Genomic DNA, 20,573 nt, shown 5'->3' on the forward strand with positions numbered 1-20,573 from the left:
GGTGGGCATGTGTTAAGAGCTTACAAATATCGAATCTATCCTACCCACGAACAAGAGCAGTACTTCGCTAACGTATTCGGATGCGTTCGCTTCATATACAATAGAATGCTTGCAGATAAAATGGAGCATTACAAACAAACGGGAACCATGCTTAAAAATACACCAGCCCAATACAAAAAGGATTTTGAATGGCTGAAAGAAGTGGATAGCCTTGCTTTAGCTAATGCCCAGCTTAATTTGGACAAGGCTTATAAGAACTTCTTCCGCAATAAGAAAGTGGGATTCCCTAAATTCAAGAGTAAGAAAACAAATAACCACAGCTTCACAACTAATAATCAAAATGGAACCATTGGGATTGAAAATGGAACCATCAAAATTCCAAAACTGAAAACTAAAATAAAAATCAAGTTGCACCGTCAATTTGTGGGTCTTATTAAGTCATGTACGATTTCCAAAACACCAACAGGAAAATATTATACTGCCGTATTGGTGGAAACGGATATCCTCCCCTTGCTCAAATTAGATACTAAGATGGGTGTTGATCTTGGACTGAAAGACTTTGCGATTACTTCACATGGCGAAGTCATACCTAATCCTAAATACTTGCGTAAGTCTGAAAAACGATTAGCCAAATTGCAAAAGGACTTATCTCGCAAGAAGAAAGGGAGTCATAACCGAAATAAATCCAGTCTGAAGGTCGCCAAGCTGCATGAAAAAATAGCGAATCAGCGTAAAGATTTTTTGCACAAACTGTCCACCCAAATGATCAACGATAACCAAGTGATCGTGATGGAAGATTTGCGTGTAAAGAACATGATGCAAAATCACAAGTTGGCTAAAGCTATATCCGAAGTCTCTTGGAGTATGTTCAGAGAAATGCTCGCCTACAAAGCGACATGGTACAGTAGAGAGTTAATCATTGCTCCAAAAAACTTTGCAAGCAGTCAGCTATGTTCATGCTGCGGTTACAAAAATGCAGAGGTGAAGAATCTGAGTGTACGTCAATGGGCTTGTCCTGTATGCACTACACTACATGATAGAGATGTAAACGCAGCAAAAAACTTACTTAAATTAGCAATGTAATATTGCAAAGATTGGGCTAGGAACTAGCCTATGAGCTTGGGTAAACTTAGAGCGTTAGCTCTATTGACCAAGAAGCACCCACCTCTTAGGTGGTGTGTAGTTCACGCAATAGAAGTAGCAGGATGTTTTATGCCCTCGGGAAAAGCAAACCAGTTGCTTGTCTTTACGAATAAGCCGCCGTCATAAGGGGCGCTGCTAATGTCAAGGTCGCTGTAATCAGGCATGTAGTGGAAGACAATTTGTGAAGTGCCGCTATCCGCAAGCTTGGACAATATGGAGTGAATATCAGGCTCCCGGCGGCTGATCACATCAAAAAGATGCAGCTCCTGGCCCTCCTGCCGGCAAATTGCGATCACCTCATCCTCCTCCAGATACCAGAGATCCTCGCCGAACACATTCAGACAATAAAACATCAGCAGTCCCGGCGCTCCCGCCGTCCCGAAACGCTGCGACACCGGCAGGCGCTCACCGGCAAAAGAATGAATGATCGCCAGATCCTCCCGGCAGCTTATATCCAGCTTGCGAATAACCGTGTGCTCTGTGGCAGGCAGGGAGGGCTTGTACATGGCGGAGAAAAGCTGCTCCCCGGCCGGCCGGAAGCCAAAGCGCGGATAAAAATCGAGCACGCTGTCATTGGCAAACAGATACATCAGCTCACAGCCGCTCCCGTACTCCTCCAGCACCTTCTCCATCAATGCTGCGGACAAGCCTTGCCTGCGGTAATCGGGATGGGTCATCACTGTGCCAAGCTGAACGGCTTGTACCGTGGTTCCGCCGATGACAAGATCGAGCAGGTTTACCGATACATTCGCAACAATCCGATCTCCGTCCGCATAGGAAAAAGGGATGTACCGCCCGTCCCAGAACCCCTCTTGATACCAGTTCTCCAGCTCCAAGCCGAAGGTGTCTGCAGCAAGCGCGAAGAAGCTGGTCCGAAGTTGTTCCTCTTTTTTGTAATCTGTAACGAATTGCAGATTGTACATAATCAATCCCTCCCAAAAAATCCCTTCTATTAATATACCTAATATTCCACACCCCGTACCCTGGAAAAAATCATCGTATCCCGCAGGAGGCCCTCCATATCGCATTTATCATTGCGGAGAATGCCTTCGAGCGTGAAGCCGCAGCGTTCAGCCACCCGGGCGCTTTGCACATTGCGAGAGTCGCAGCGGATCTCAATCCGGTTCGCCTGCAGCTCCTGAACCGCGTAGTCTGTAATCGCCTGTACGGCTTCCGTAATATATCCCTGCCTGCCGTATGAGGTTCGTACCCAGTAGCCGATTTCGAATTTCCGGGTCTGCCAGTCAATCCGGTGCAGGCCGCTGCTGCCGACGAGCGTTCCTGTACCCTTCTGGAACAGAAGCAGGCGCATATCATTGCGCTCCAGGAACTCCAGCCGGGATCTGCGGATGCTCGCCTCGGACTGTTCGGGGGTAGGAAGGCTGTCTGCCCATGGCATCCATGGACGGAGCTCCTTCAGGCTCTCGCGTACCGCTTCATTTACCGCTGCACCATCTCCCCATAATGCCGGACGGATCAGCAGGCGTCTGCTTTCGAAATGCTCGGGAATATCGAGAAGGATGGGCTCTACCGGATGTTTTTCCATACTACCGCCTCCTGCAGGTTCTTATAGGAATTTTTTCCTAACTATATACCACCTAAGTATACTAAGAACGCTATCTTAAGAGTAATAAAGTTTCCTCCTTCGTGTAATTCACAATCTTTAGGCGGAACGGTATCTTATATATAAGAAATGTTCTTTATTACGAACCCGCAAAGAAGTTCCTAAGTGGAGGCTTTCCTATGAGTGCGATCGCTGGTATCTATCATCTGCAGCAGCATAGTCTGGACCCTGAACTGGGCACAAGCCTGATGAAGCAGCTTAACCGTTACCCGGCTGACGATGCGAGAGGCTGGCAGAACCGGGATGTCTTTCTCGGATGCCGGTCACAGTGGATCACACCGCAATCTGTAAATGAGCAGCTGCCATACTATGATCCGGAGCGGAAGCTCGCCATTACGGCCGATGCGATCATTGACAATAGAAATGAACTGTTTGATGTATTAAATGTCCCGGGCATAGACCGGGAGGCCATTCCTGACAGCCTGCTGATCCTGCTTGCCTATGAAAAGTGGGGGGAAGCAGCACCTGTGCATCTGGTAGGCGATTTTGCCTTCATGATCTGGGATGAGCGGCAGCATAAGCTGTTCGGAGCAAGAGATTTCTCCGGCAACCGTACCCTTTATTTTCATCAGTCCGGAACCTATTTCGCTTTCTGTACGGTCATTCATCCGCTTTTGTCGCTGCCGGGTGCAGGACACGGGCTGAATGAACAATGGGTGGCCGAATTTCTGGCCATACAGGACAGAGTGGATGCTGCGGACTGTTTCTTAACCGTATATGACTCGGTCGGACAGCTTCCTCCCGCTCACTCGGTCTCCATAACCGGCGGGAATATTGTCTTCTCCCGCTACTTAACAATCCAGGCTCCCCCGGAGCTGCGGCTTGGCTCCAACTGGGAGTACGAGGAAGCATTCCGGGAAGTGTTTGGACGGGCGGTGAAGGATAGGCTCCGCACCTACCGTGCAGCGGGTGCTAACCTGAGCGGAGGGCTGGATTCCGGTTCTGTCGTCAGTTTTGCAGCGGAGGAGCTGCGCCGCCGCGGCCAGCCGCTCTATACCTTCAGCTCTTATCCGGTAGACGGCTTTACCGGCTTCAAGCTTGGTAACCGGGTTGCCGATGAACGCCCCTTTATTCAGGAAACGATAGATTATGTGGGGAATATTCAGCCGCGCCTGCTGAATTTTCCTGAACGTAACTCCTATAACGATATCGAGGATTGGCTGGGCATTATGGAAATGCCCTATAAATTTATTGAGAATTCTTATTGGCTGAAAGGAATCTACGAGCAGGCCCAGCAGCAGGATATCGGTATCCTGCTCAGCGGACAGAGAGGGAACTGGAGTGTCTCCTGGGGACCTGCCCTGGACTATCAGGCCAAGCTGCTCCGGGAATTCCGCTGGCTCTCCTTCTACCGGGAGAACAAGGGCTATAACGAGTCCATGCAGGCGAACCGCAGACTGGTTATGAAGATCGTAGGCAGGAAGGCCTTCCCTGAAATACGCAGCCTGCTGTCCCGCAGACAGAGCCAGGATGAGCTGCCTGAGCTGATTGACCCCGGATTTGCCAAACGCACAGAGGTGTATGAACGGCTGGAGCGGTTGAACATAGCCGGCGACCCTTCCGCACAGAGCATATATGATTTCCGCAAAAGACATTTTGAGCAGCCGCACATCTGGAACGTTAACGGTACGGTGGCTACGAAGCTGTCGCTGAAATACCGGGTATGGGACCGTGACCCGACGAATGACCTGCGTGTGATCCGGTTCTGCCTCTCCGTTCCCGAGGAGCAGTATGTCCAGAAAGGGGTGGACCGTTCGCTGATCCGCCGCGCAATGGCCGGGCGCCTGCCCGACAATGTCCGGCTCAACCGCAAACGGCGCGGGGTGCAGGGGGCAGACGGCATCCAGCGGATGCTGCCGGAATGGGGTGCTTTTCTCGGTGAGCTGCGGGAGATGACCCGTGATCCGCAGGCTGCGGTATATCTGAATAGCTCGGGGCTCGCCGGATGCTTGGACCGGCTGGGTAGTGAGCCCGAACCTCATCTGATTTTTAATACAGATTTTCGCCTGCTGGCACGCGGACTTGTCTTTTACAGGTTCCTGAAGCGCCTGTCATGAGGAAATCGCTTGAAAGGGGGTGACATACATGAAAAAGGAATACAGCAAGCCTGCTTTGGAAGTACTCGACGTTAAGATGACTATGGCTGGACCGGGACTGGCAATCGCCGACTCCTTCCAAAGTGATCCGGATGAGATCGTACATCACTCCTAAGAGCATTTGGTACGAGGAGCCCTCATCCCCCTGAGCTTGCTGGAGGGGGATAAGGGCTATTTCCATCATATTTAGGCAGGGGAGGAACGGGTATGGCAAGTATAGCCCAAGGTCTGGCGTATCAAGCTTTCGGCCTGCAGATTTTCAGCGAATTTCCTTTACCGGAGCTTCCATTGGCAGATGGGCCGGGATTAAACGGCAGCGTGGCAGTCATCCGGGGAGAGCTTGCAGAGCGCTGGGAAGCCATTCCCAAGATTACCCCGAGTGTCGGCGTTCTGGAAAGAGAGGTTATGTTCGAGGTGAAGGGCAGGGCGGTCTATTCCGTCCAGGATGGAATCCGGATTACGGTTGATCCGGTAGCCGGAGCCAATATGGACAGTGTCCGCCTGTACATTCTGGGGAGCTGCATGGGCGTTCTGCTTATGCAGAAACAGATTTTGCCGCTGCATGGAAGTGCGCTTGTCCTGAATAACCGGGCTTATGCACTTGTCGGACAATCCGGAGCGGGTAAATCGACGCTTGCCTCTTATTTGATGGAGCAGGGTCATCTCATGCTCAGTGACGACGTTATTCCCGTTATAGTGCAGGATGGCAAGCCGCTTGCAGTTCCAGGCTATCCCCAGCAGAAGCTGTGGCAGCAGAGTCTGGACTATATGGGAATGAATTCGTCCGGCTACCGCCCGCTGTTTGAGCGGGAGACTAAATTTGCTGTTCCGGTGCACGACCGTTTTCAAAAGGAACCGCTGCCGCTTGCCGGCATATTCGAGCTGGCGGTATCTGAAGAGAACGGGCCTGTAACCGTGCAGCCGGTTAACGGAATGGAAAGGTTCCACACGTTATTCAATCACACCTATCAGAAGGCGATGATTGACCGGACCGGCATCCGGGAATGGCATTTCGGCATGTTAGCCTCCTTTATGAACCGGCTGCCGATCTACCGGATTACCCGGCCGCAGCAGGGGTTCAGCGCCCCGCAGCAGAGTAAGCTGATCTACGACACGATCCAACCAATGACAGAGGAGGGTTAATAATGAGTACTGCAAACGTGTTGTCCCTTGAAACGGTGCTTGTCCAGCGGCCGGGGAATATCGCAAGCGACATGGACGGCGAGAAGGTGATGCTCAATATCCAGAACGGCAAGTATTACAATCTGGGCGAGGTTGGCGGAGAAATCTGGTCGGCGATAGCGCAGCCTGCACCGGTAAGCCGGATCGTGGAGATTATTCAGCAGACTTTCGATGTTCCAGCCGAGACTGCAGAGCGGGATGTCCTCGAATTTGTGCACAGCCTGCTGGCTGAGGATCTGATTGCCATCGATTCTGCATCATGACGGGCATCCGGAGGCTGCAGCGGCTGATTATCCAGGACCGGGCTGTTCTGGCCCTTCTTCCCGAAGCGCTATGGCGCCTGTTTCTGGCAAGAATCCGCCTCCTGTTTCCTTTTGCCAGAACGGCACCGCAGCTTGGCCTGAAGTCTCAGGAAACGGCGGCTGAAGTTAAGGCTGCCGATGTGCCCAGCATTGAGCAGGTTACCCGGGCGATCAGGGGCGGCAGCAAGCTCACCCCCTGGAAAAGCACCTGCATGGTGAGAGCCGTTGCCGCTCTGAACATGCTCGAGAAGCGCGGAATCGAGAGTACTCTGTATATGGGAGTTGCCAGGGATAAGCAGGGGCAGATGATTGCCCATGCCTGGCTGCGCAGCGGACCGTATTATGTGTCCGGTGATGACGCGATGCAGGGATTTGTAGTGGTCGAGAAATTTGCCAAGGTGATACAAGCCGAGTAATCGAGGTGGGATCATGCAAGCTATTATCTATTATGTCCGGCAGCTTCAGCAGCTGTCCGGAGTCAAGCTGTATTTGAATCTGCTCGGCATGGTCATCAGCGGTCTGCTGGAGAGCTCGGCCATTCTGCTGCTGGTGCCGATGCTCGGGATGGCCGGCCTGCAGCTAGGCGGGGCAGGAGCGGGAGCCGCCTTTAATCTCCCTATGCTCGGCTTTATATCAGAGCTGCCGCAGACAACGGCGCTTATGCTGGTGCTGGGTTCCTATATCGGCATTGTGCTCTGCCAGAATCTGATTGCGCGCTTTGTGGCGGTCCGCAATGTGGAGATTCAGCAGACATACGGCCGGCAGCTGCGATATGAAGTATACAGTGCCCTGCTGCGGGCAGAGTGGTCTTTTTTCCTGAAAAAAAGAACCTCAGACCTAGTTAACCTCATGACTACAGAAATCGCCCGGGTGCTTGCAGGCATCAGCTGCTTCCTGCAGTTTCTGACCTCGCTGCTGTTCACGCTGGTGCAGATTGCTTTTGCCTTCTGGCTGTCGCCGCAGATGACACTCGCTGTCATTGTCTGTGCCGTCCTGCTGTCTTTGTTCTCGCGCAGATTTATCCGCAAAGCCAAAAAACTGGGCAGCCGCAGCACCCAGCTCGGCAAAACATACCTTGCCGGTATTACCGACCAGCTGAACGGGATCAAGGACATCAAGAGCAATAATCTGGAGCAGTCGCGGCTGGAATGGCTGCACGGATTTACTGGTGAGGTGAAGAATGAACAGCTGGAGTATACCCGTCTGCGCTCAAACTCCCAGCTGCTCTACAAAATGTCCTCGACGCTGCTGATAGCCCTCTTTATCTTCGTTTCATTCCGGTTCCTTCATGTGGAAGGGCCGAATCTGCTGCTGGTCATACTGGTGTTTGCCAGACTGTGGCCGACCTTTTCCTCTTTGCAGTCCTTGATGGAACAGCTTGCTTCTGTCCTGCCCTCCTTTAAGCAGCTTAAGGAAATGGAAGAGGAATGCCTGCAGGCTGCTGAAGAGGGCCCTGCAGCAGGAAGCGGGAAGGCGCCTGCACCAATGGTGCTCAAGGAAGGCCTGGAAGCGCGTGATGTCCATTTTCGTTATGATCCGCAGAAGCCTGAATATTCGATGCAGGCAGTGAATGTTACCATTCCTGCTAACCGCATGACGGCCATTGTCGGGCGCTCCGGTGCAGGCAAAAGTACACTCGTTGACCTGCTTATGGGTCTGATGCAGCCTGAGTCCGGGGATATTCTGGCTGATGGCGCACCGATTACGGGAGACAGGCTGCTGTCCTACCGCCGCTCTATCGGCTATGTAGCCCAGGACCCGTTTCTCTATAACGCTACGATCCGCGATAATCTGACGATGATCAAGCCGGATGCCAGTGAAGAGGAGCTATGGGAAGCGCTGGAGTTCGCCTCCTCAGCCGAGTTCGTGCGCAGGCTGCCTGAAGGGCTGGATACGCTGATCGGCGACCGCGGCATCCGCCTGTCCGGCGGGGAGCGGCAGCGGCTGGTGCTGGCCCGGGCTATTATCCGCAAGCCGTCGATTCTGGTGCTGGACGAAGCGACAAGCGCGCTCGATACCGAGAACGAGCAGAAGATCCAGGAGGCGCTGGAGCGGCTGAAGCATTCGGTCACGCTGATTGTCATTGCCCACCGCCTGTCCACCATCCGCGGGGCTGATCAGATCCTGGTGATCGACCAGGGCCGGGTGATCCAGCAGGGCGTCTATGGCAGGCTGGCCTCCGAAACAGGCGGTATGTTCAGCCGGCTGCTCAGCAGCCAGGAGGCCATGTAGCTGTGATCCGGAAGGAACGTATATCAACAAAGCCCCAGTCTCTACTCGTCGTAGAGGCTGGGGCTTTGTTGAGTTCAGTGTATATCTGATCTAACAGTAACAGTAACGCTAACGCTAACGGTAGCTTTCCGCAATCTGACTGATGAGTTGTCCTCTAAGCCCCGGAAGTAACCATAGGACGGGACGGCTTATGCCTAGTTGGATTTTTGCTACTTAATTCTAGTATTTTTCGGCTTTTACAAACATTAGTTGGAAAAAAGGCATTTAATTTGGGCTGTTTCTCATTCAGGAGGTGATTTCGGCGATATTAAGTGACGTTTTTCCAACTAACTCCCCGCTAACGGGGTTTAGGCGGGAATTAGATGCTGAATTTCCAACTAAATATATTAGGCTCATTAGCTAAGCCGCCTATGTACAGCAAGCTCACCGATCGCAGGCTCAATTAACGCAAACTGATTACAATTAACGCAAGCTGATTAATCACAGCCTAATAACGCCGTTCACGAAATTCCCCGCAGCCTACGCTTCCTCCCGGCCAGTCACCTTGCGCCAGCTCCAGAGAAACGGGCGGAGCGGAAAATACAGTACATGCAGCGGCTTCGGCAGCGGCAGCGTCCGGGCATCCGCCGCATAAGGATACAGGAAGCCTGCCGCGCGCAGCAGCCGGTTGCGGGTGGTCAGAATCGCCGGTTTGTAGGCTTTGAAATGCAGCTCTACTTCCGGCTCCAGCGGTGGGTCATTCAGATTGACCATCCGTGCCACATAAAAAATAGCATCCTGTGCCAGGCGCTTTGCTTTTGGCTTCTCCGTCAGGGCTGACAGCCTGGGATCAACGGGAGCACCCAGCAGGTCAGCGGCAAGGATCAGTGTCTGGCCGGCAATCGCTTCGCAGTTATATTGCTTCAGCAGCCGGAGCAGCTGCTCATTGTCCGGCTGCTGGAGCAGCAGCATTTTTATATCGAGCAGCCATCTCAGCCGGGACCAGGCATGGCGCGCACCATGCGAGACCAGGAAGAGGAATAAGTCCTCGCGGCCCAGATAACGTACATCTGACCCGAGCAGCGTACTTGTCCGCGCATTCTTCCACAGCTCCGTGAAATCCGGCTCGGCAGAAGGGCCGGGGCCCAACCGCCAGTGGACCTCAAGCTTTATTTTGCTGTCCGGATGATTGAAGGTTAAGTGATGCTCCCGCCATTTCCAGTCTCCGAGAATACTCTCATACACCTCGATCTTCTCATACCCCTGCCGCAGCAGGAAATTCTCTGTCTCTGACAGCCGGTCTATGGGCACCATGAAATCAAGATCGCGCGAGGTACGCAGCGAGAAATCACCGTACAAATCCTCGGCCAGCACAGGCCCCTTGAGAAAAAGCGAGCGGATGCCCAGCTTGTTCAGCTCTGCACCGATCCGGGCCATTTCCCCGCTGAGCTGAAGCATCCGTACAGTATTGCTGCGGTATTCCTGCTGCAGCCGTTCGCTGACATGGGCTGGAATAAGCTGATTATGCATCCGGCTGAGCTTGGGATACAGGAAAGGGAAGACACGGTGATGCAGCGTAAGCCGGATGAACAGCTTCCAGTCAATCTCCGTGAATATTTCGGGATTCTGCTGCGCCAGCTCATCGGGTGAGTCTGTAGTGAGCAAGTGAAGAAGAAGCGATATTTCCTTAGATAAGCTCCCTTTGTCAAGGGTATACCGGTCAGTCATAGGGACTCTCCTTACTGGATTTTAGGTAGATTTGGAGCCGTTTTGTTCGGTTTAAAGAACGCACAGAGAGCGTACCACCGGCTATGGAGCCATGTCAATTTGAAATTGGTAATGCATGTATGAAATTGAAAAATAATAGAATTACCCGGATTACAGCAGGCTTAAACTCTTATAACGCATTTATAGGTCGAATGTAACAGGGTATTCCGATATAATATGACAATCACTAGCAGATACGGAGGATTTGACAATGACGGATATCGGCATGCCGGGCATTCCCGGTGCAGAGACTTGGCAGAGGATTGAGCCGGTGCTAAAAGGCTGGTCAGCCGACAGGAAGTATTATATAGAAGATAAGGAAGGGGAGAAGCTGCTGCTCCGGCTGTCGGCGGCAAACACGCTGGAAAGGAAAACAGCAGAGTTTGCAGTCATCCGGAAGTTTAACGAGCTGGATTTTCCGATGTCACGGGCACTCCGTTTCGGTACCTGCACCGATGGGCAGGTTTATATGCTGCTGACCTGGGTGGAGGGGATGCCGCTGGAGGATTGCCTGGCAGATCTGCCTGTACAGGAGCAGTATAAGCTTGGAATAGAGGCAGGCGCCATTCTCCGCCGGATCCACAGTATCCGCACGGATAAGGATCTGTCCGGCTGGGAAGCGGCCATGCAGGCCAAGATCCTGAGAAGGATCTTGGAGTACGAAGCTTGTCCTTACCGTATGAAAAATGATGCTGTTGCTATCCGTTATGTCCAGGAGAACATTGGACTCATTCATAATGTAGAAAAGGTATATCACCACGGGGATTTCCATGCCGGCAACCTGCTGTACACCCCGGAAGGCGGGATTGGTGTGATTGACTTCAACCGCTGGGATATTGCTGATTACGCCGAGGAGTTCTACAAGGTCCAGTTTTTTGACCGGAAGCTGAGTATTCCCTTTGCCAAAGGGAAGCTGGACGGCTATTTCGCAGGTCCGCCGCCGGAGGTGTTCTGGCAGAGACAGGCACTGTATGTGGCGTACAGCTCGCTTTTCTCAATTAAATGGGCCATGCCGTTCGGGGAAGCTGAGGTTCAGGGTATGATGGATATCGCTAGGCAGGCTTTTTCAGATTACGATGATTTCCACAGATTGATTCCGCGCTGGTATGCAGACTAATTCGGTGCCAAAGATTGAAATTAAGCAGCGCACACGGTAGAATTGCACTACCAACAGATTTAACCAAGAAGGGGATTGTATCTTTTGACTAATGAAGAACTGAATCAAGAGCTGCCGGAGAACTATTCGGAGCTGAAGAAGGCGGCCGGCCGGACTGCGGACTGGAGAGCGCGCCTTGCGGCTGTTGAGGAGCTGGGCAACTGGAATCACAAGCAAGTTATTGATATCCTGAATCGTCTGATGACCAGCGATCCTGTATATACCGTTCAAGAAGCTGCATACCGTAAGCTGATTGCTTTCGGCGAAGAGGTTGCTGCCCCTTCCAAGAATAAGCCTGAGCTGTTCAAGGGAATCGGCAAGATCATGCTGCGCATCAAGAAGAGCCTTCCGCGTGAGCACTCCTACGAAGATTTCAAGGAGAAGCTGCAGAAGATGCGGATCGATATCTATGATGCCTATGAAGGCGAGAAGGGCGAAGAATTCGACAAGTGGCTGGAGAAGCAGTGGCTTTCAGCAAAATAGTAAAGGGTGACAATATTCAATATGCATAACGATTCTCATGACTCTCCGCTGTCTGCACAATTCCGGGAGTATCTGAAGCTTTCTGCGGAATTACGGCCTGATTACATTGCCAGTCTGGGGAACAGCTCGGAAGGAAGCAAGGCGATTACGGATATTGTTCCGGAGGCCCCCGAGCTGCTGAAGGTCATTTACGGCATGGTTGCCGGGACAAGCAGTGAAGAAGAAGAGCCAAGCCTGATCGAATGTATTCCCGGCTACCGTCTGATTCATATTGCCGAGTATAGGCAGGAGATGCAGGTGCTGAACGCAATTCTGGAGGAGAAGGGACACAGTGCCGGCGGCAGGGTGTATCCTGTCCTGACTAACTACGGCAGCGATTTTATCTGTCTGTGGCAGCGGGAAGACGGTTCGGAAGTGATCTGTGACCTGCTGAACGACTTTGGTGATTTGGTTGTGATGTATAACTCACCGGAGAAGTTCCTGGATACGCTGTGTGAATTCTATAAGCAGGAAGCTTATTTCCTGGATGAAGAAGGTTTTTTGGACTGCGATCTGATAAAAGAAGGCGAGATTGGTACGGAGCTGAATCCCGGAGCGCAGTACTGGTCGGAATAAAAAACAAAGCCCCATGCTCCGCTGTAAGCGGAACACGGGGCTTTTTGCTGCCTGCGGGTTTATTGCTGGGCCTCACGTTTTTCCTGCTCACGCAGCTCTACGCGGCGGATCTTGCCGGAGGTCGTTTTTGGCAGGTCGGCGATAAATTCGATCTTGCGCGGATATTTGTAAGGGGCCGTCATCTCTTTGACATGACTCTGCAGTTCCTTGACCAGCTCTGGCGAACCTGTATTGCCGTCCTTCAGCACAATGAAGGCTTTGACGACAGAACCGCGGATCTCGTCAGGACTGGCAACAACGGCGCATTCCTTAACCAGCGTATGCTTCATCAGTGCATCCTCCACTTCAAACGGGCCGATCGTGTAGCCGGAGCTGATGATAATGTCGTCGCCGCGGCCTTCAAACCAGAAATACCCGTCCTCATCCTTGCGCGCCCGGTCCCCGGTTACAAAATACTCGCCATGCGTGGCATTGGCTTTACGGTCCGGGTCCTTGTAGTAAGTCTTGAACAGGGCCGGCATGCTGAGATGCACCGCAATATCGCCCACAACATTTGGAGGAACCGGTTTTCCGTCCTCATCAATGACTTCGGCGATTCCGGGAGCGATCGATTTGCCCATGGACCCGATCCGGATCGGATCATCCTTCAGGGCGGCGATGATCAGCGTGCTTTCTGTCTGTCCGTAGCCGTCCCGAATGGTAATGTCAAAATGCTGCTGGAACGTATTGATGACCTCCTGGTTCAGCGGCTCACCGGCAGATACGGCACAGCGCAGCTTGGACAGGTCATACCGTGACAGCCCTTCCGTCTTGGCCATAAGGCGGTATTCCGTAGGGGTACAGCATAGAACCTGAATACCCTCATCCTGCAGCAGCTGCAGATAACGGTCCGGGTGGAAGGAACCGTTGTACACGAAGCCGGTAGCCCCATTGCCGAGCACCGTCAGGAACGGGCTCCAGATCCATTTCTGCCAGCCCGGCGCTGCCGTTGCCCAGACGGTGTCCGATTCGCGGATTTCCAGCCACTGCGGAGAGGTAATCCGCAGGTGGGCATAACCCCAGCCGTGGGAATGCACTACAGCTTTGGGATTGCCGGTTGTGCCGGAGGTATAGGCCAGAATGGCAATATCGTCGCGGCTGGTGACTGGTGTCTCGAGGATATCCGGTTGTCCGTCCATCAGACTCTCCAGGTCACTCCAGCCCTCCTCCAGATCCTCTTTATTACCGGATACAGACAGGCGGTAGTCGAGAGCCGGCAGATCATCGGTGATTTTGTTGACCTCTCCGGTTACCTCTGACCAGACGATGACCGCTCTGGCCTCTGAGTGGCGCAGGCGGTAGGATAAATCCTTGGCCCGCAGCATCTCGGAGGAAGGAATGACGGCGAGACCCAGCTTGAGGCAGGCCAGATAGATAACATAAGCGATAATGCGGCGCGGTACCATGACCAGCACGCGGTCGCCTTTATGAAGACCCAGTCCGGCAAGTCCGCCGGCCAGCCGGTTGGCCTGGCCGAGCAGCTCCCCGTAGGTAATTTCCTCGCAGCTTCCATTCTCATGCAGCCATTTAAGCGCGATCTTATCCGGCGGATGCTGATCCATCTCCGAAGTCAGATTATAAATTTCAGGTGCAATGAAACGCTGATTGTCCAAATGAACCTCTCCTAAATAAACATGATGGTGCAGCTATTATAGTATACCATGTTCTTTTAGTACCAGATGCTAATCAGTGGCAATATCTTTCAAGAAGGTTTTGTGACTATTATTGCTGTCGTATTGACCTTGAGCGGAATCTGAAATATTTATCATAGTAGGCAATGTTATAATCAGTGCAGAGTCTTATTTCAAGGAACAGGCGGTTGAGGCCCATCAGATGAATAAACTACAAGAATTGCAGGACATGCTTAGTGTAATCCAGCAGACGTATCCGGAGGATGCGGCTGTGGTGCTGGCTGATACGGAGAAGGTGCTGGCGTATCTTCCTGGTCAGCAGATTGATCTGAAGGTTCCGGTAGGGGCTCCTATAGAAAAATTCAAAGGAACCGTATCTTACAGAGCCATGGAGACTGCAGCTGTTCAGCGTGAGGAGCGGGGGCCGGAAGCCTTCGGTGTCTCTTATCTTTCTTCGGCGGTACCGGTTATCGAAAACGGAATGGTAATCGGCGTGATTGCTGCGATGGTTTCAACCCACCGTGCCGCGTCTCTTCAGGATGGTGCGCAGGAACTGTCGTCCCTGGTCCAGGAAATGACCGCTACTTCGGAAGAAGTGACCCGTTCGGCGCTGGGCGTGTCGCAGCGGATCGATGAGCTGGTCAGCCACTCCCAGGGCATGGTGCGTGATATTGAGAGCAGCTTTGAGATCCTGTCCTCTGTCAAAAGAATTGCCGATCAGTCGCATATGCTCGGGCTGAATGCAGCAATTGAGGCGGCGCGGGCGGGAGAGCAGGGAAGAGGCTTTGGCGTCGTGGCGACAGAGATCCGCAAGCTGGCCGGTGACAGCCATTCACTGGTACAGAATATCCAGAGCCAGCTGGCCGGGATGAAGCAGGCAATCCTGCAGATGGACCGTTCGATTCAGGACATTAAAGGCTTTTCCCAGCATCAGGGGCAGTCCATGCAGGAATTAAGCCGCGCTTATGAGCATGTTGCACGTACGGCAACTGAACTGACAAATCTGTAATTACCCTAATACCTTGACGGAAAGAGAGGAATACATATGAAGCTTGCGGAGTTTGATGCGATTTTCGCCATTATGGAAGCCTCGTTTCCTGTAAGCGAAATAAGGACCTACAGCGGCCAGAAGGCGCTGCTGGATAACCCTCACTACCGGATTTATACCGAACAGGATGAAGGCGGCCGGGTTATTGCCTTTTTGGCAGCATGGGAGTTTCCGGAGCTGCGCTTTGTTGAACATATAGCAGTCAGCCCGGATGCACGCAGCGGCGGAACCGGCCGCAGGCTGATGAACCGCTATCTTGCGGTTTCCGCCAAACCTGTGCTGCTGGAGGTGGAGCCGCCGGCGGGAGAGCTGGAGCAGCGCAGAATCGGCTTTTATGAACGGCTGGGTTTTCATCTTAATCCTTACGATTATGCCCAGCCTCCGCTCCGTCCCGGCCAGCAGGAGCTGCCGCTGCTTATCATGACCTATCCCTATTCTGTCAGCGCAGAGGAGTTCCGGCGGTACCGGGACATTCTCTACACCGGTGTCTACCAGATTGCAGCCTCCGGCAGCGAATAATTATTGTTTACACACAGCAGCCCGTGTAATCCTTGTGATTGCGCGGGCTGCTTTATTTTGCAGGATGATGTTGATTATCGGTGCATTGAAATCCTTCTTTACAATCCGGATACAAGTTCGAAACAAGTTCCTGGTTAAATGAATGTATAGCAAGGAACAACACAAACTACAAAGCTTACCTTTAAAGGAGACGATATTCAATGAAAAGCAAAAAAATGATCATAGCAACTATGGTGTTCGGGATGGCCGTAACAGGCTCAGCAGGTGTCTATGCAGGAACAAATCTGCAGAAAATCAGCGCCTATCTGAATCACAGCATTGGCTTTAAGGTTAACGGAACAGCCTATACGCCTGTAGACGGTAACGGCAAGACGCTTGCTCCAATTACCTACAATAATACGACATACCTGCCGGTGCGTGCCCTGGCCGATGCACTCAAGGTTCCGGTAACCTTTGATGCCTCCGCTAATCAGGTTGTTCTTGGAACCGCATCAGGGACAGGAACGCCGGACAGCGGCTCCACAATCAATCTGGCTGCAGTAAATTACAGCGCGGCGCAGAAGGAGCAGATTACCAAGGCATTCGCAAACTATCAGGGCTTTGAAACAGCTTATGCACCGGCCCAGATGATCAGCGGGGACAGCTTTGTCAGTGTCGGCGGCGGCGAGGACGGCGTATCCTTCCTGTTCAAGCATATGCGTGTCAACATTTCGCCGCGTGATTACTCCTATGACTATGATGGAACTGCAGTGAAGCTTTCGAATGGAACAAGCGCCAAATGGTATACACCTTCCGATATCCCGATGCTGACCTTCAAGCTGGACGACCGCTATGTAACGATCAGCTCGCCGGATCAGTCACTCAGCAAGGCTAAGCTGGAAAAGGTAGCCGTTAATGTAGCGAAATTGAGCAAATAATAAGACACTTCAAACTTGTCAGCTTAAAAATAGAAAGCAGCAGCCTGCTCTGTACACACAGAAGAGGCTGCTGCTTTTTTTGAGAATTAATGGCGTAAATGGTTCATGCCATAATCGGCCAGTCCGGCTGTTACTTATTCGTGCTGTGTTGCTTATTGGCCAGTCTTGCCTGCGGGGAGCCCTGGCCCCGGCGCTTGTTTTTCTCTGCCTTGCGCTGGTTCTCCTGAAACTTTGCTACGAATTCATGCGTGTTCATGCTTGTCAGCCTCCTAATGGAATATGAGCACAGTCGGGTCAGAACTGCCGTTACTATGCCCGTTTACTGGAGGATTGATGCATGTGCGGAAGTTATTCCGGCGGCTGCTCCAGTGCCCCGTATTGGGTGAGCGCCTTTACAGCCGAGTCACGCATCCGCTTCTTGAGCAGACTGCCTTCGGTCACACGTACTCTTTTGCCCAGAAAACGGAGCTTTGACAACACATATTCACCCTCATTGCCGAGATAGGTCAACATAATAGAGTAGGTGCCGCTCTGCTCTTCATAATGCACTTCCTTCTCGAAGCAGGAAAAAGCGTACAGGATCCGCGACAGCTCACGGTTATATTCCGGCTGCACCTGAATCACGGCCCGCTGCTTCCGGCTTTCCAGAAGGCTGTGGATATCGTCCAGTGCTGCTGTATAAGCCTCCGTATCAACCGGAACTGCGGAGACGGACGCTATTTTGGACAGCCGGACACTCATGAAGTTACGCCGCTTCCAGCTGTACCACAGCAGATACCATTCCCGTTTAACCATAGAATACTCCAGGCGGTAAGGGAGGCCGGACTGCTTGGGGCTGATCAGGCCGTCTTTCAGGATGAAAGTCAACTTGACCCCTTGTTTCTGCTGAATGCATTGGCGGAGCGTCCGCAGGAGCGGATGGAAGACCTGCCGCTCTTTGCTGGAGGCTTTATGAGTCAGATGCTCGTGCAGAAGGATGCTCTCGTCCTGCTCCAGCAGATTGCGGAGCTTATCGAGAGTGGGACCGGAAAAAGCCGCGGCGGATGAGGGATGCTCCAGCATCAGCTTCAGCCAGGAGCGTTCATGGGAGGTGGACAGAAAGGCTCCGGAGTCCTCCAGTCTGGACAGAACCCTGTAATTAAAAATCTTTTCAAAAGGATTCATAATAGGCGAGCAGCTCCTTCCATTCCTGAATCAGTTCCTCACGCAGCTGCAGGGGCTCAAGGATTTCACAGCTGGATCCGAAGCTGCGCAGCCAGGGCTTGATTTCGGTGAACCCGTTAACAGTTATCTCATATATAAAAGAATGCCCGTCCTCCTCGGTAATGACGCCCCATTGCCCCTGCAGCAGTACCCGTTCCTTAACAAAATTGTTGCTCGTGCCCGGTAGAGGGTGGAGAAATCTGGCGCGGATAGTCACCGGATTCGTCGTATCTATCATCCAGCTGAGGGCCAGACGCTCCTCAAGTAGCTTTTTTTCAGCCAGAAAAAGCTCTGCGGCAACAGACTCGGCTTCGGTAATTTGTGTGATACCCTCCAGCCTGTACTTGCGGATGCTTTTGCGTTTGTCGCTAGCCAGCAGGTACCACCTGCCGTACTGATGGTCATAGATGATTTTGAGCGGCAGCACCTTCTCCAGACTGCCGACCGATTCCCGCCCGAACAGCGGATTGGTCGGTTTGGCTGCGTAGCTCTTGCCTTCTTTTGGGGAGAAGTAGAGGAACTGCACTTTGCAGTGCTCCCGCATAGCCGATACCAGGGGATAGAGGTGTGCTTCATCAAGAATCCTGGAATAATAATGATATTTATATAAAAAAGGATCGGCTGCAGGCTCCGTCAGGCTCCGGCGGTTCAGCTGCTTTTTGAGGCTGTCGCGGAGTAAGTAACCCTGGACCGAGGGGACTTGTGTATTGGCCATCACATCAACGAAATCAAACAGCTCGCATAGCTCGTCATCGGACAGCTGCCGGATAAGGTCGTCATACAGACGGTACTGATATGGACGCGGTCCGGGCTGCCTTGCAATCACTCCAACCTCCTCAAGGTACTTCAGGTCTCCGCGCAATGTTTTCTCATCAGGAAAAATACCTTCCGGATCTTCTCCGCTGCAGCACAGCTCCAGCAGCTCCTTCAGAGTCATCGGCCGTTCGTTCAGCCCGGCAAGAATGCGGGAGAGGCGCAGAGACTCGGATTCCTTCAGCGATTTGGCACGGAACAGAAACAGCAGTACCGGTTCGGCAGAGTCATAATAGTTGTACCTGAAGGTATTGGAGAAATCTTTATCCAGCTCTTCAGGCAGATCTTCCTGCATTGTCTGAACGACTTCCTTCAGCTTCTTAACGGTTTTATCAAAGGTATGGACGGAAATGCCGAGGCGGTCAGCAAACTGCTGGCGGCTGTAAGCCCCGCTGGTCAACACAAGCATGCGCAGAAACTGGATTTCCTTATCAAAGCTTTCCTTGGCCATGTATTCCTCCGGTGTACATAATGGATGCTGTATATATGGACGTAATAATCGTAATCAAGTTGCTGATTATTGTAAGGAAATGAGGTGCTAAAATAAATATAAAAAAAGCTTGCATGTTCTTTCGGAAGTATGGTATATTCTTATTCCGGCCAAGAAATGCTGAAAAGCACCGACGCCAAGCTCGAAAAAAGAAATTAAAAAAAAGCTTGACATTGAATGGTTGGAAATGATATAGTATAAGAGTTGCTGCTGACGAGAACATCGAAGGCGACAACGAGCTTGATCTTTGAAAACTGAACAACGAGTGAGTATCGGAATTCACTTCGGTAATTCCAAAACTGATGATTTTCGCAGCGTCTTGTACGCTTTAGAAATTCATCTTGAGAATGTAAATTCTCGTCAGATGTTTCAAAATGAGCGAATCGCTCTGACAATAGTTTTCGGATGGTTATTTCCTCGGAGTAATTCGGGTGAAGTAACCGCTCGGAAAAACCTTATTGGAGAGTTTGATCCTGGCTCAGGACGAACGCTGGCGGCGTGCCTAATACATGCAAGTCGAGCGAAGTTTATCCTTCGGGGTGAGCTTAGCGGCGGACGGGTGAGTAACACGTAGGCAACCTGCCCCTTAGCCTGGGATAACTACCGGAAACGGTAGCTAATACCGGATAATCCCTTTCCTCGCCTGAGGAAAGGATAAAAGGCGGAGCAATCTGTCGATGAGGGATGGGCCTGCGGCGCATTAGCTAGTTGGTGAGGTAACGGCTCACCAAGGCGACGATGCGTAGCCGACCTGAGAGGGTGAACGGCCACACTGGGACTGAGACACGGCCCAGACTCCTACGGGAGGCAGCAGTAGGGAATCTTCCGCAATGGGCGAAAGCCTGACGGAGCAACGCCGCGTGAGTGATGAAGGTTTTCGGATCGTAAAGCTCTGTTGCCAGGGAAGAACGTCCGGTAGAGTAACTGCTACCGGAGTGACGGTACCTGAGAAGAAAGCCCCGGCTAACTACGTGCCAGCAGCCGCGGTAATACGTAGGGGGCAAGCGTTGTCCGGAATTATTGGGCGTAAAGCGCGCGCAGGCGGCTATTTAAGTCTGGTGTTTAAACCTTGGGCTCAACCTGAGGTCGCACTGGAAACTGGGTGGCTTGAGTACAGAAGAGGAAAGTGGAATTCCACGTGTAGCGGTGAAATGCGTAGAGATGTGGAGGAACACCAGTGGCGAAGGCGACTTTCTGGGCTGTAACTGACGCTGAGGCGCGAAAGCGTGGGGAGCAAACAGGATTAGATACCCTGGTAGTCCACGCCGTAAACGATGAGTGCTAGGTGTTAGGGGTTTCGATACCCTTGGTGCCGAAGTTAACACAGTAAGCAC

20 protein-coding genes and 1 rRNA gene (1 of these 21 cut by a window edge) are annotated in these 20,573 nt (G+C 52.2%); 14 read left to right on the top strand and 7 right to left on the bottom strand.

Going from position 1 to position 20,573, the window contains the following annotated elements; translation table 11 throughout:
- The first annotated feature begins 9 nt into the window (after positions 1 to 9).
- Positions 10 to 1,083, top strand: coding sequence for an IS200/IS605 family element RNA-guided endonuclease TnpB (tnpB, locus tag AC4G46_RS03975; protein ID WP_491126793.1), 1,074 nt, complete (start codon positions 10 to 12; stop codon positions 1,081 to 1,083).
- Between the two features lie 101 nt (positions 1,084 to 1,184).
- Here tnpB and AC4G46_RS03980 read toward each other — a convergent pair whose 3' ends face one another.
- On the bottom strand, positions 1,185 to 2,066 hold the full coding sequence (locus tag AC4G46_RS03980; protein ID WP_491126794.1) for a GNAT family N-acetyltransferase: 882 nt from the start codon (positions 2,064 to 2,066) through the stop codon (positions 1,185 to 1,187).
- Between the two features lie 38 nt (positions 2,067 to 2,104).
- Positions 2,105 to 2,689 (bottom strand): GNAT family N-acetyltransferase, encoded by a 585-nt coding sequence (locus tag AC4G46_RS03985; RefSeq protein WP_491126795.1) that lies wholly within the window; start codon positions 2,687 to 2,689, stop codon positions 2,105 to 2,107.
- A 197-nt stretch (positions 2,690 to 2,886) separates the two neighbouring features.
- On the opposite strand from AC4G46_RS03985, the gene AC4G46_RS03990 reads away from it, so the two are divergent.
- The 6 genes from AC4G46_RS03990 (at position 2,887) to AC4G46_RS04015 (ending at position 8,579) form a co-directional block, all read left to right on the top strand.
- Entirely contained in the window at positions 2,887 to 4,824 is a 1,938-nt protein-coding gene (locus tag AC4G46_RS03990) for an asparagine synthase-related protein (protein ID WP_491126796.1), read from the top strand.
- Between the two features lie 28 nt (positions 4,825 to 4,852).
- A complete protein-coding gene (locus tag AC4G46_RS03995; protein ID WP_039869839.1) occupies positions 4,853 to 4,978 on the top strand; it encodes a paeninodin family lasso peptide in 126 nt (41 codons plus the stop codon).
- A 92-nt stretch (positions 4,979 to 5,070) separates the two neighbouring features.
- Positions 5,071 to 6,006: an aldolase gene (locus tag AC4G46_RS04000; RefSeq protein ID WP_491126797.1), complete on the top strand. Its 936-nt coding sequence runs from the start codon at positions 5,071 to 5,073 to the stop codon at positions 6,004 to 6,006.
- A 2-nt stretch (positions 6,007 to 6,008) separates the two neighbouring features.
- The gene (locus tag AC4G46_RS04005) at positions 6,009 to 6,308 is read left to right on the top strand and encodes a lasso peptide biosynthesis PqqD family chaperone (protein ID WP_491126798.1); all 300 of its coding nucleotides are present in this window, start codon (positions 6,009 to 6,011) and stop codon (positions 6,306 to 6,308) included.
- On the top strand, positions 6,305 to 6,763 hold the full coding sequence (locus tag AC4G46_RS04010; protein WP_491126799.1) for a lasso peptide biosynthesis B2 protein: 459 nt from the start codon (positions 6,305 to 6,307) through the stop codon (positions 6,761 to 6,763). The genes AC4G46_RS04005 and AC4G46_RS04010 overlap by 4 nt, the downstream gene beginning before the upstream one ends.
- A 13-nt stretch (positions 6,764 to 6,776) precedes the next feature.
- A complete protein-coding gene (locus tag AC4G46_RS04015; protein WP_491126800.1) occupies positions 6,777 to 8,579 on the top strand; it encodes an ABC transporter ATP-binding protein in 1,803 nt (600 codons plus the stop codon).
- A gap of 519 nt (positions 8,580 to 9,098) precedes the next feature.
- Here AC4G46_RS04015 and AC4G46_RS04020 read toward each other — a convergent pair.
- Positions 9,099 to 10,286, bottom strand: a complete 1,188-nt coding sequence (locus tag AC4G46_RS04020; RefSeq protein ID WP_491126801.1) for a nucleotidyltransferase domain-containing protein — start codon at positions 10,284 to 10,286, stop codon at positions 9,099 to 9,101.
- 250 nt (positions 10,287 to 10,536) lie between these two features.
- Here AC4G46_RS04020 and AC4G46_RS04025 point away from each other — a divergent pair, with 250 nt between their 5' ends.
- From AC4G46_RS04025 to AC4G46_RS04035, 3 genes are all read left to right on the top strand, one after another.
- On the top strand, positions 10,537 to 11,442 hold the full coding sequence (locus tag AC4G46_RS04025; RefSeq protein WP_491126802.1) for a phosphotransferase family protein: 906 nt from the start codon (positions 10,537 to 10,539) through the stop codon (positions 11,440 to 11,442).
- Between the two features lie 84 nt (positions 11,443 to 11,526).
- The gene (locus tag AC4G46_RS04030; protein WP_090716764.1) at positions 11,527 to 11,964 is read left to right on the top strand and encodes a HEAT repeat domain-containing protein; all 438 of its coding nucleotides are present in this window, start codon (positions 11,527 to 11,529) and stop codon (positions 11,962 to 11,964) included.
- A gap of 21 nt (positions 11,965 to 11,985) precedes the next feature.
- Positions 11,986 to 12,579, top strand: coding sequence for a hypothetical protein (locus tag AC4G46_RS04035; RefSeq protein WP_491126803.1), 594 nt, complete (start codon positions 11,986 to 11,988; stop codon positions 12,577 to 12,579).
- Positions 12,580 to 12,638: 59 nt separating this feature from the next.
- Here AC4G46_RS04035 and AC4G46_RS04040 read toward each other — a convergent pair whose 3' ends face one another.
- On the bottom strand, positions 12,639 to 14,180 hold the full coding sequence (locus AC4G46_RS04040) for an acetate--CoA ligase (RefSeq protein ID WP_491128782.1): 1,542 nt from the start codon (positions 14,178 to 14,180) through the stop codon (positions 12,639 to 12,641).
- Between the two features lie 271 nt (positions 14,181 to 14,451).
- On the opposite strand from AC4G46_RS04040, the gene AC4G46_RS04045 reads away from it, so the two are divergent.
- The 3 genes from AC4G46_RS04045 to AC4G46_RS04055 all read left to right on the top strand — a co-directional run bounded on the left by AC4G46_RS04045 (position 14,452) and on the right by AC4G46_RS04055 (position 16,733).
- Positions 14,452 to 15,258, top strand: coding sequence for a methyl-accepting chemotaxis protein (locus AC4G46_RS04045; protein WP_491126804.1), 807 nt, complete (start codon positions 14,452 to 14,454; stop codon positions 15,256 to 15,258).
- A 36-nt stretch (positions 15,259 to 15,294) separates the two neighbouring features.
- Positions 15,295 to 15,816: a GNAT family N-acetyltransferase gene (locus AC4G46_RS04050; RefSeq protein WP_491126805.1), complete on the top strand. Its 522-nt coding sequence runs from the start codon at positions 15,295 to 15,297 to the stop codon at positions 15,814 to 15,816.
- 200 nt (positions 15,817 to 16,016) lie between these two features.
- Positions 16,017 to 16,733: a stalk domain-containing protein gene (locus AC4G46_RS04055; RefSeq protein ID WP_491126806.1), complete on the top strand. Its 717-nt coding sequence runs from the start codon at positions 16,017 to 16,019 to the stop codon at positions 16,731 to 16,733.
- A 130-nt stretch (positions 16,734 to 16,863) separates the two neighbouring features.
- Here the strand turns inward: AC4G46_RS04055 and AC4G46_RS04060 are convergent, their stop codons facing one another.
- From AC4G46_RS04060 to AC4G46_RS04070, 3 genes are all read right to left on the bottom strand, one after another.
- Positions 16,864 to 16,989, bottom strand: coding sequence for a DUF4023 family protein (locus AC4G46_RS04060; protein WP_082708158.1), 126 nt, complete (start codon positions 16,987 to 16,989; stop codon positions 16,864 to 16,866).
- Between the two features lie 92 nt (positions 16,990 to 17,081).
- Entirely contained in the window at positions 17,082 to 17,897 is an 816-nt protein-coding gene (locus tag AC4G46_RS04065) for a WYL domain-containing protein (protein ID WP_491126807.1), read from the bottom strand.
- Positions 17,884 to 19,200, bottom strand: a complete 1,317-nt coding sequence (locus AC4G46_RS04070) for a helix-turn-helix transcriptional regulator (protein WP_491126808.1) — start codon at positions 19,198 to 19,200, stop codon at positions 17,884 to 17,886. The genes AC4G46_RS04065 and AC4G46_RS04070 overlap by 14 nt, the downstream gene beginning before the upstream one ends.
- A gap of 494 nt (positions 19,201 to 19,694) precedes the next feature.
- Between AC4G46_RS04070 and AC4G46_RS04075 the strand changes: the two genes are divergently transcribed.
- Positions 19,695 to 20,573, top strand: a 16S ribosomal RNA gene (locus tag AC4G46_RS04075) (it continues 669 nt past the right edge of the window).

The sequence above is a fragment of the Paenibacillus sp. fava2 genome (genome assembly GCF_058313675.1).

Bases quoted from the DNA above. Each gene is read 5' to 3' on its own strand.
- AC4G46_RS04070 (WP_491126808.1), bottom strand. From the start codon at position 19,200: ATGGCCAAGGAAAGCTTTGATAAGGAAATCCAGTTTCTGCGCATGCTT.
- AC4G46_RS04015 (WP_491126800.1), top strand. From the start codon at position 6,777: ATGCAAGCTATTATCTATTATGTCCGGCAGCTTCAGCAGCTGTCCGGA.
- AC4G46_RS04025 (WP_491126802.1), top strand. From the start codon at position 10,537: ATGACGGATATCGGCATGCCGGGCATTCCCGGTGCAGAGACTTGGCAG.
- AC4G46_RS04040 (WP_491128782.1), bottom strand. From the start codon at position 14,180: ATGGATCAGCATCCGCCGGATAAGATCGCGCTTAAATGGCTGCATGAG.
- AC4G46_RS03995 (WP_039869839.1), top strand. From the start codon at position 4,853: ATGAAAAAGGAATACAGCAAGCCTGCTTTGGAAGTACTCGACGTTAAG.
- AC4G46_RS04055 (WP_491126806.1), top strand. From the start codon at position 16,017: ATGAAAAGCAAAAAAATGATCATAGCAACTATGGTGTTCGGGATGGCC.
- AC4G46_RS04060 (WP_082708158.1), bottom strand. From the start codon at position 16,989: ATGAACACGCATGAATTCGTAGCAAAGTTTCAGGAGAACCAGCGCAAG.
- AC4G46_RS04045 (WP_491126804.1), top strand. From the start codon at position 14,452: ATGAATAAACTACAAGAATTGCAGGACATGCTTAGTGTAATCCAGCAG.
- AC4G46_RS04020 (WP_491126801.1), bottom strand. From the start codon at position 10,286: ATGACTGACCGGTATACCCTTGACAAAGGGAGCTTATCTAAGGAAATA.
- AC4G46_RS04065 (WP_491126807.1), bottom strand. From the start codon at position 17,897: ATGAATCCTTTTGAAAAGATTTTTAATTACAGGGTTCTGTCCAGACTG.
- AC4G46_RS04005 (WP_491126798.1), top strand. From the start codon at position 6,009: ATGAGTACTGCAAACGTGTTGTCCCTTGAAACGGTGCTTGTCCAGCGG.
- AC4G46_RS04035 (WP_491126803.1), top strand. From the start codon at position 11,986: ATGCATAACGATTCTCATGACTCTCCGCTGTCTGCACAATTCCGGGAG.
- AC4G46_RS04010 (WP_491126799.1), top strand. From the start codon at position 6,305: ATGACGGGCATCCGGAGGCTGCAGCGGCTGATTATCCAGGACCGGGCT.
- AC4G46_RS03990 (WP_491126796.1), top strand. From the start codon at position 2,887: ATGAGTGCGATCGCTGGTATCTATCATCTGCAGCAGCATAGTCTGGAC.
- AC4G46_RS04050 (WP_491126805.1), top strand. From the start codon at position 15,295: ATGAAGCTTGCGGAGTTTGATGCGATTTTCGCCATTATGGAAGCCTCG.
- AC4G46_RS04000 (WP_491126797.1), top strand. From the start codon at position 5,071: ATGGCAAGTATAGCCCAAGGTCTGGCGTATCAAGCTTTCGGCCTGCAG.
- AC4G46_RS03985 (WP_491126795.1), bottom strand. From the start codon at position 2,689: ATGGAAAAACATCCGGTAGAGCCCATCCTTCTCGATATTCCCGAGCAT.
- AC4G46_RS03980 (WP_491126794.1), bottom strand. From the start codon at position 2,066: ATGTACAATCTGCAATTCGTTACAGATTACAAAAAAGAGGAACAACTT.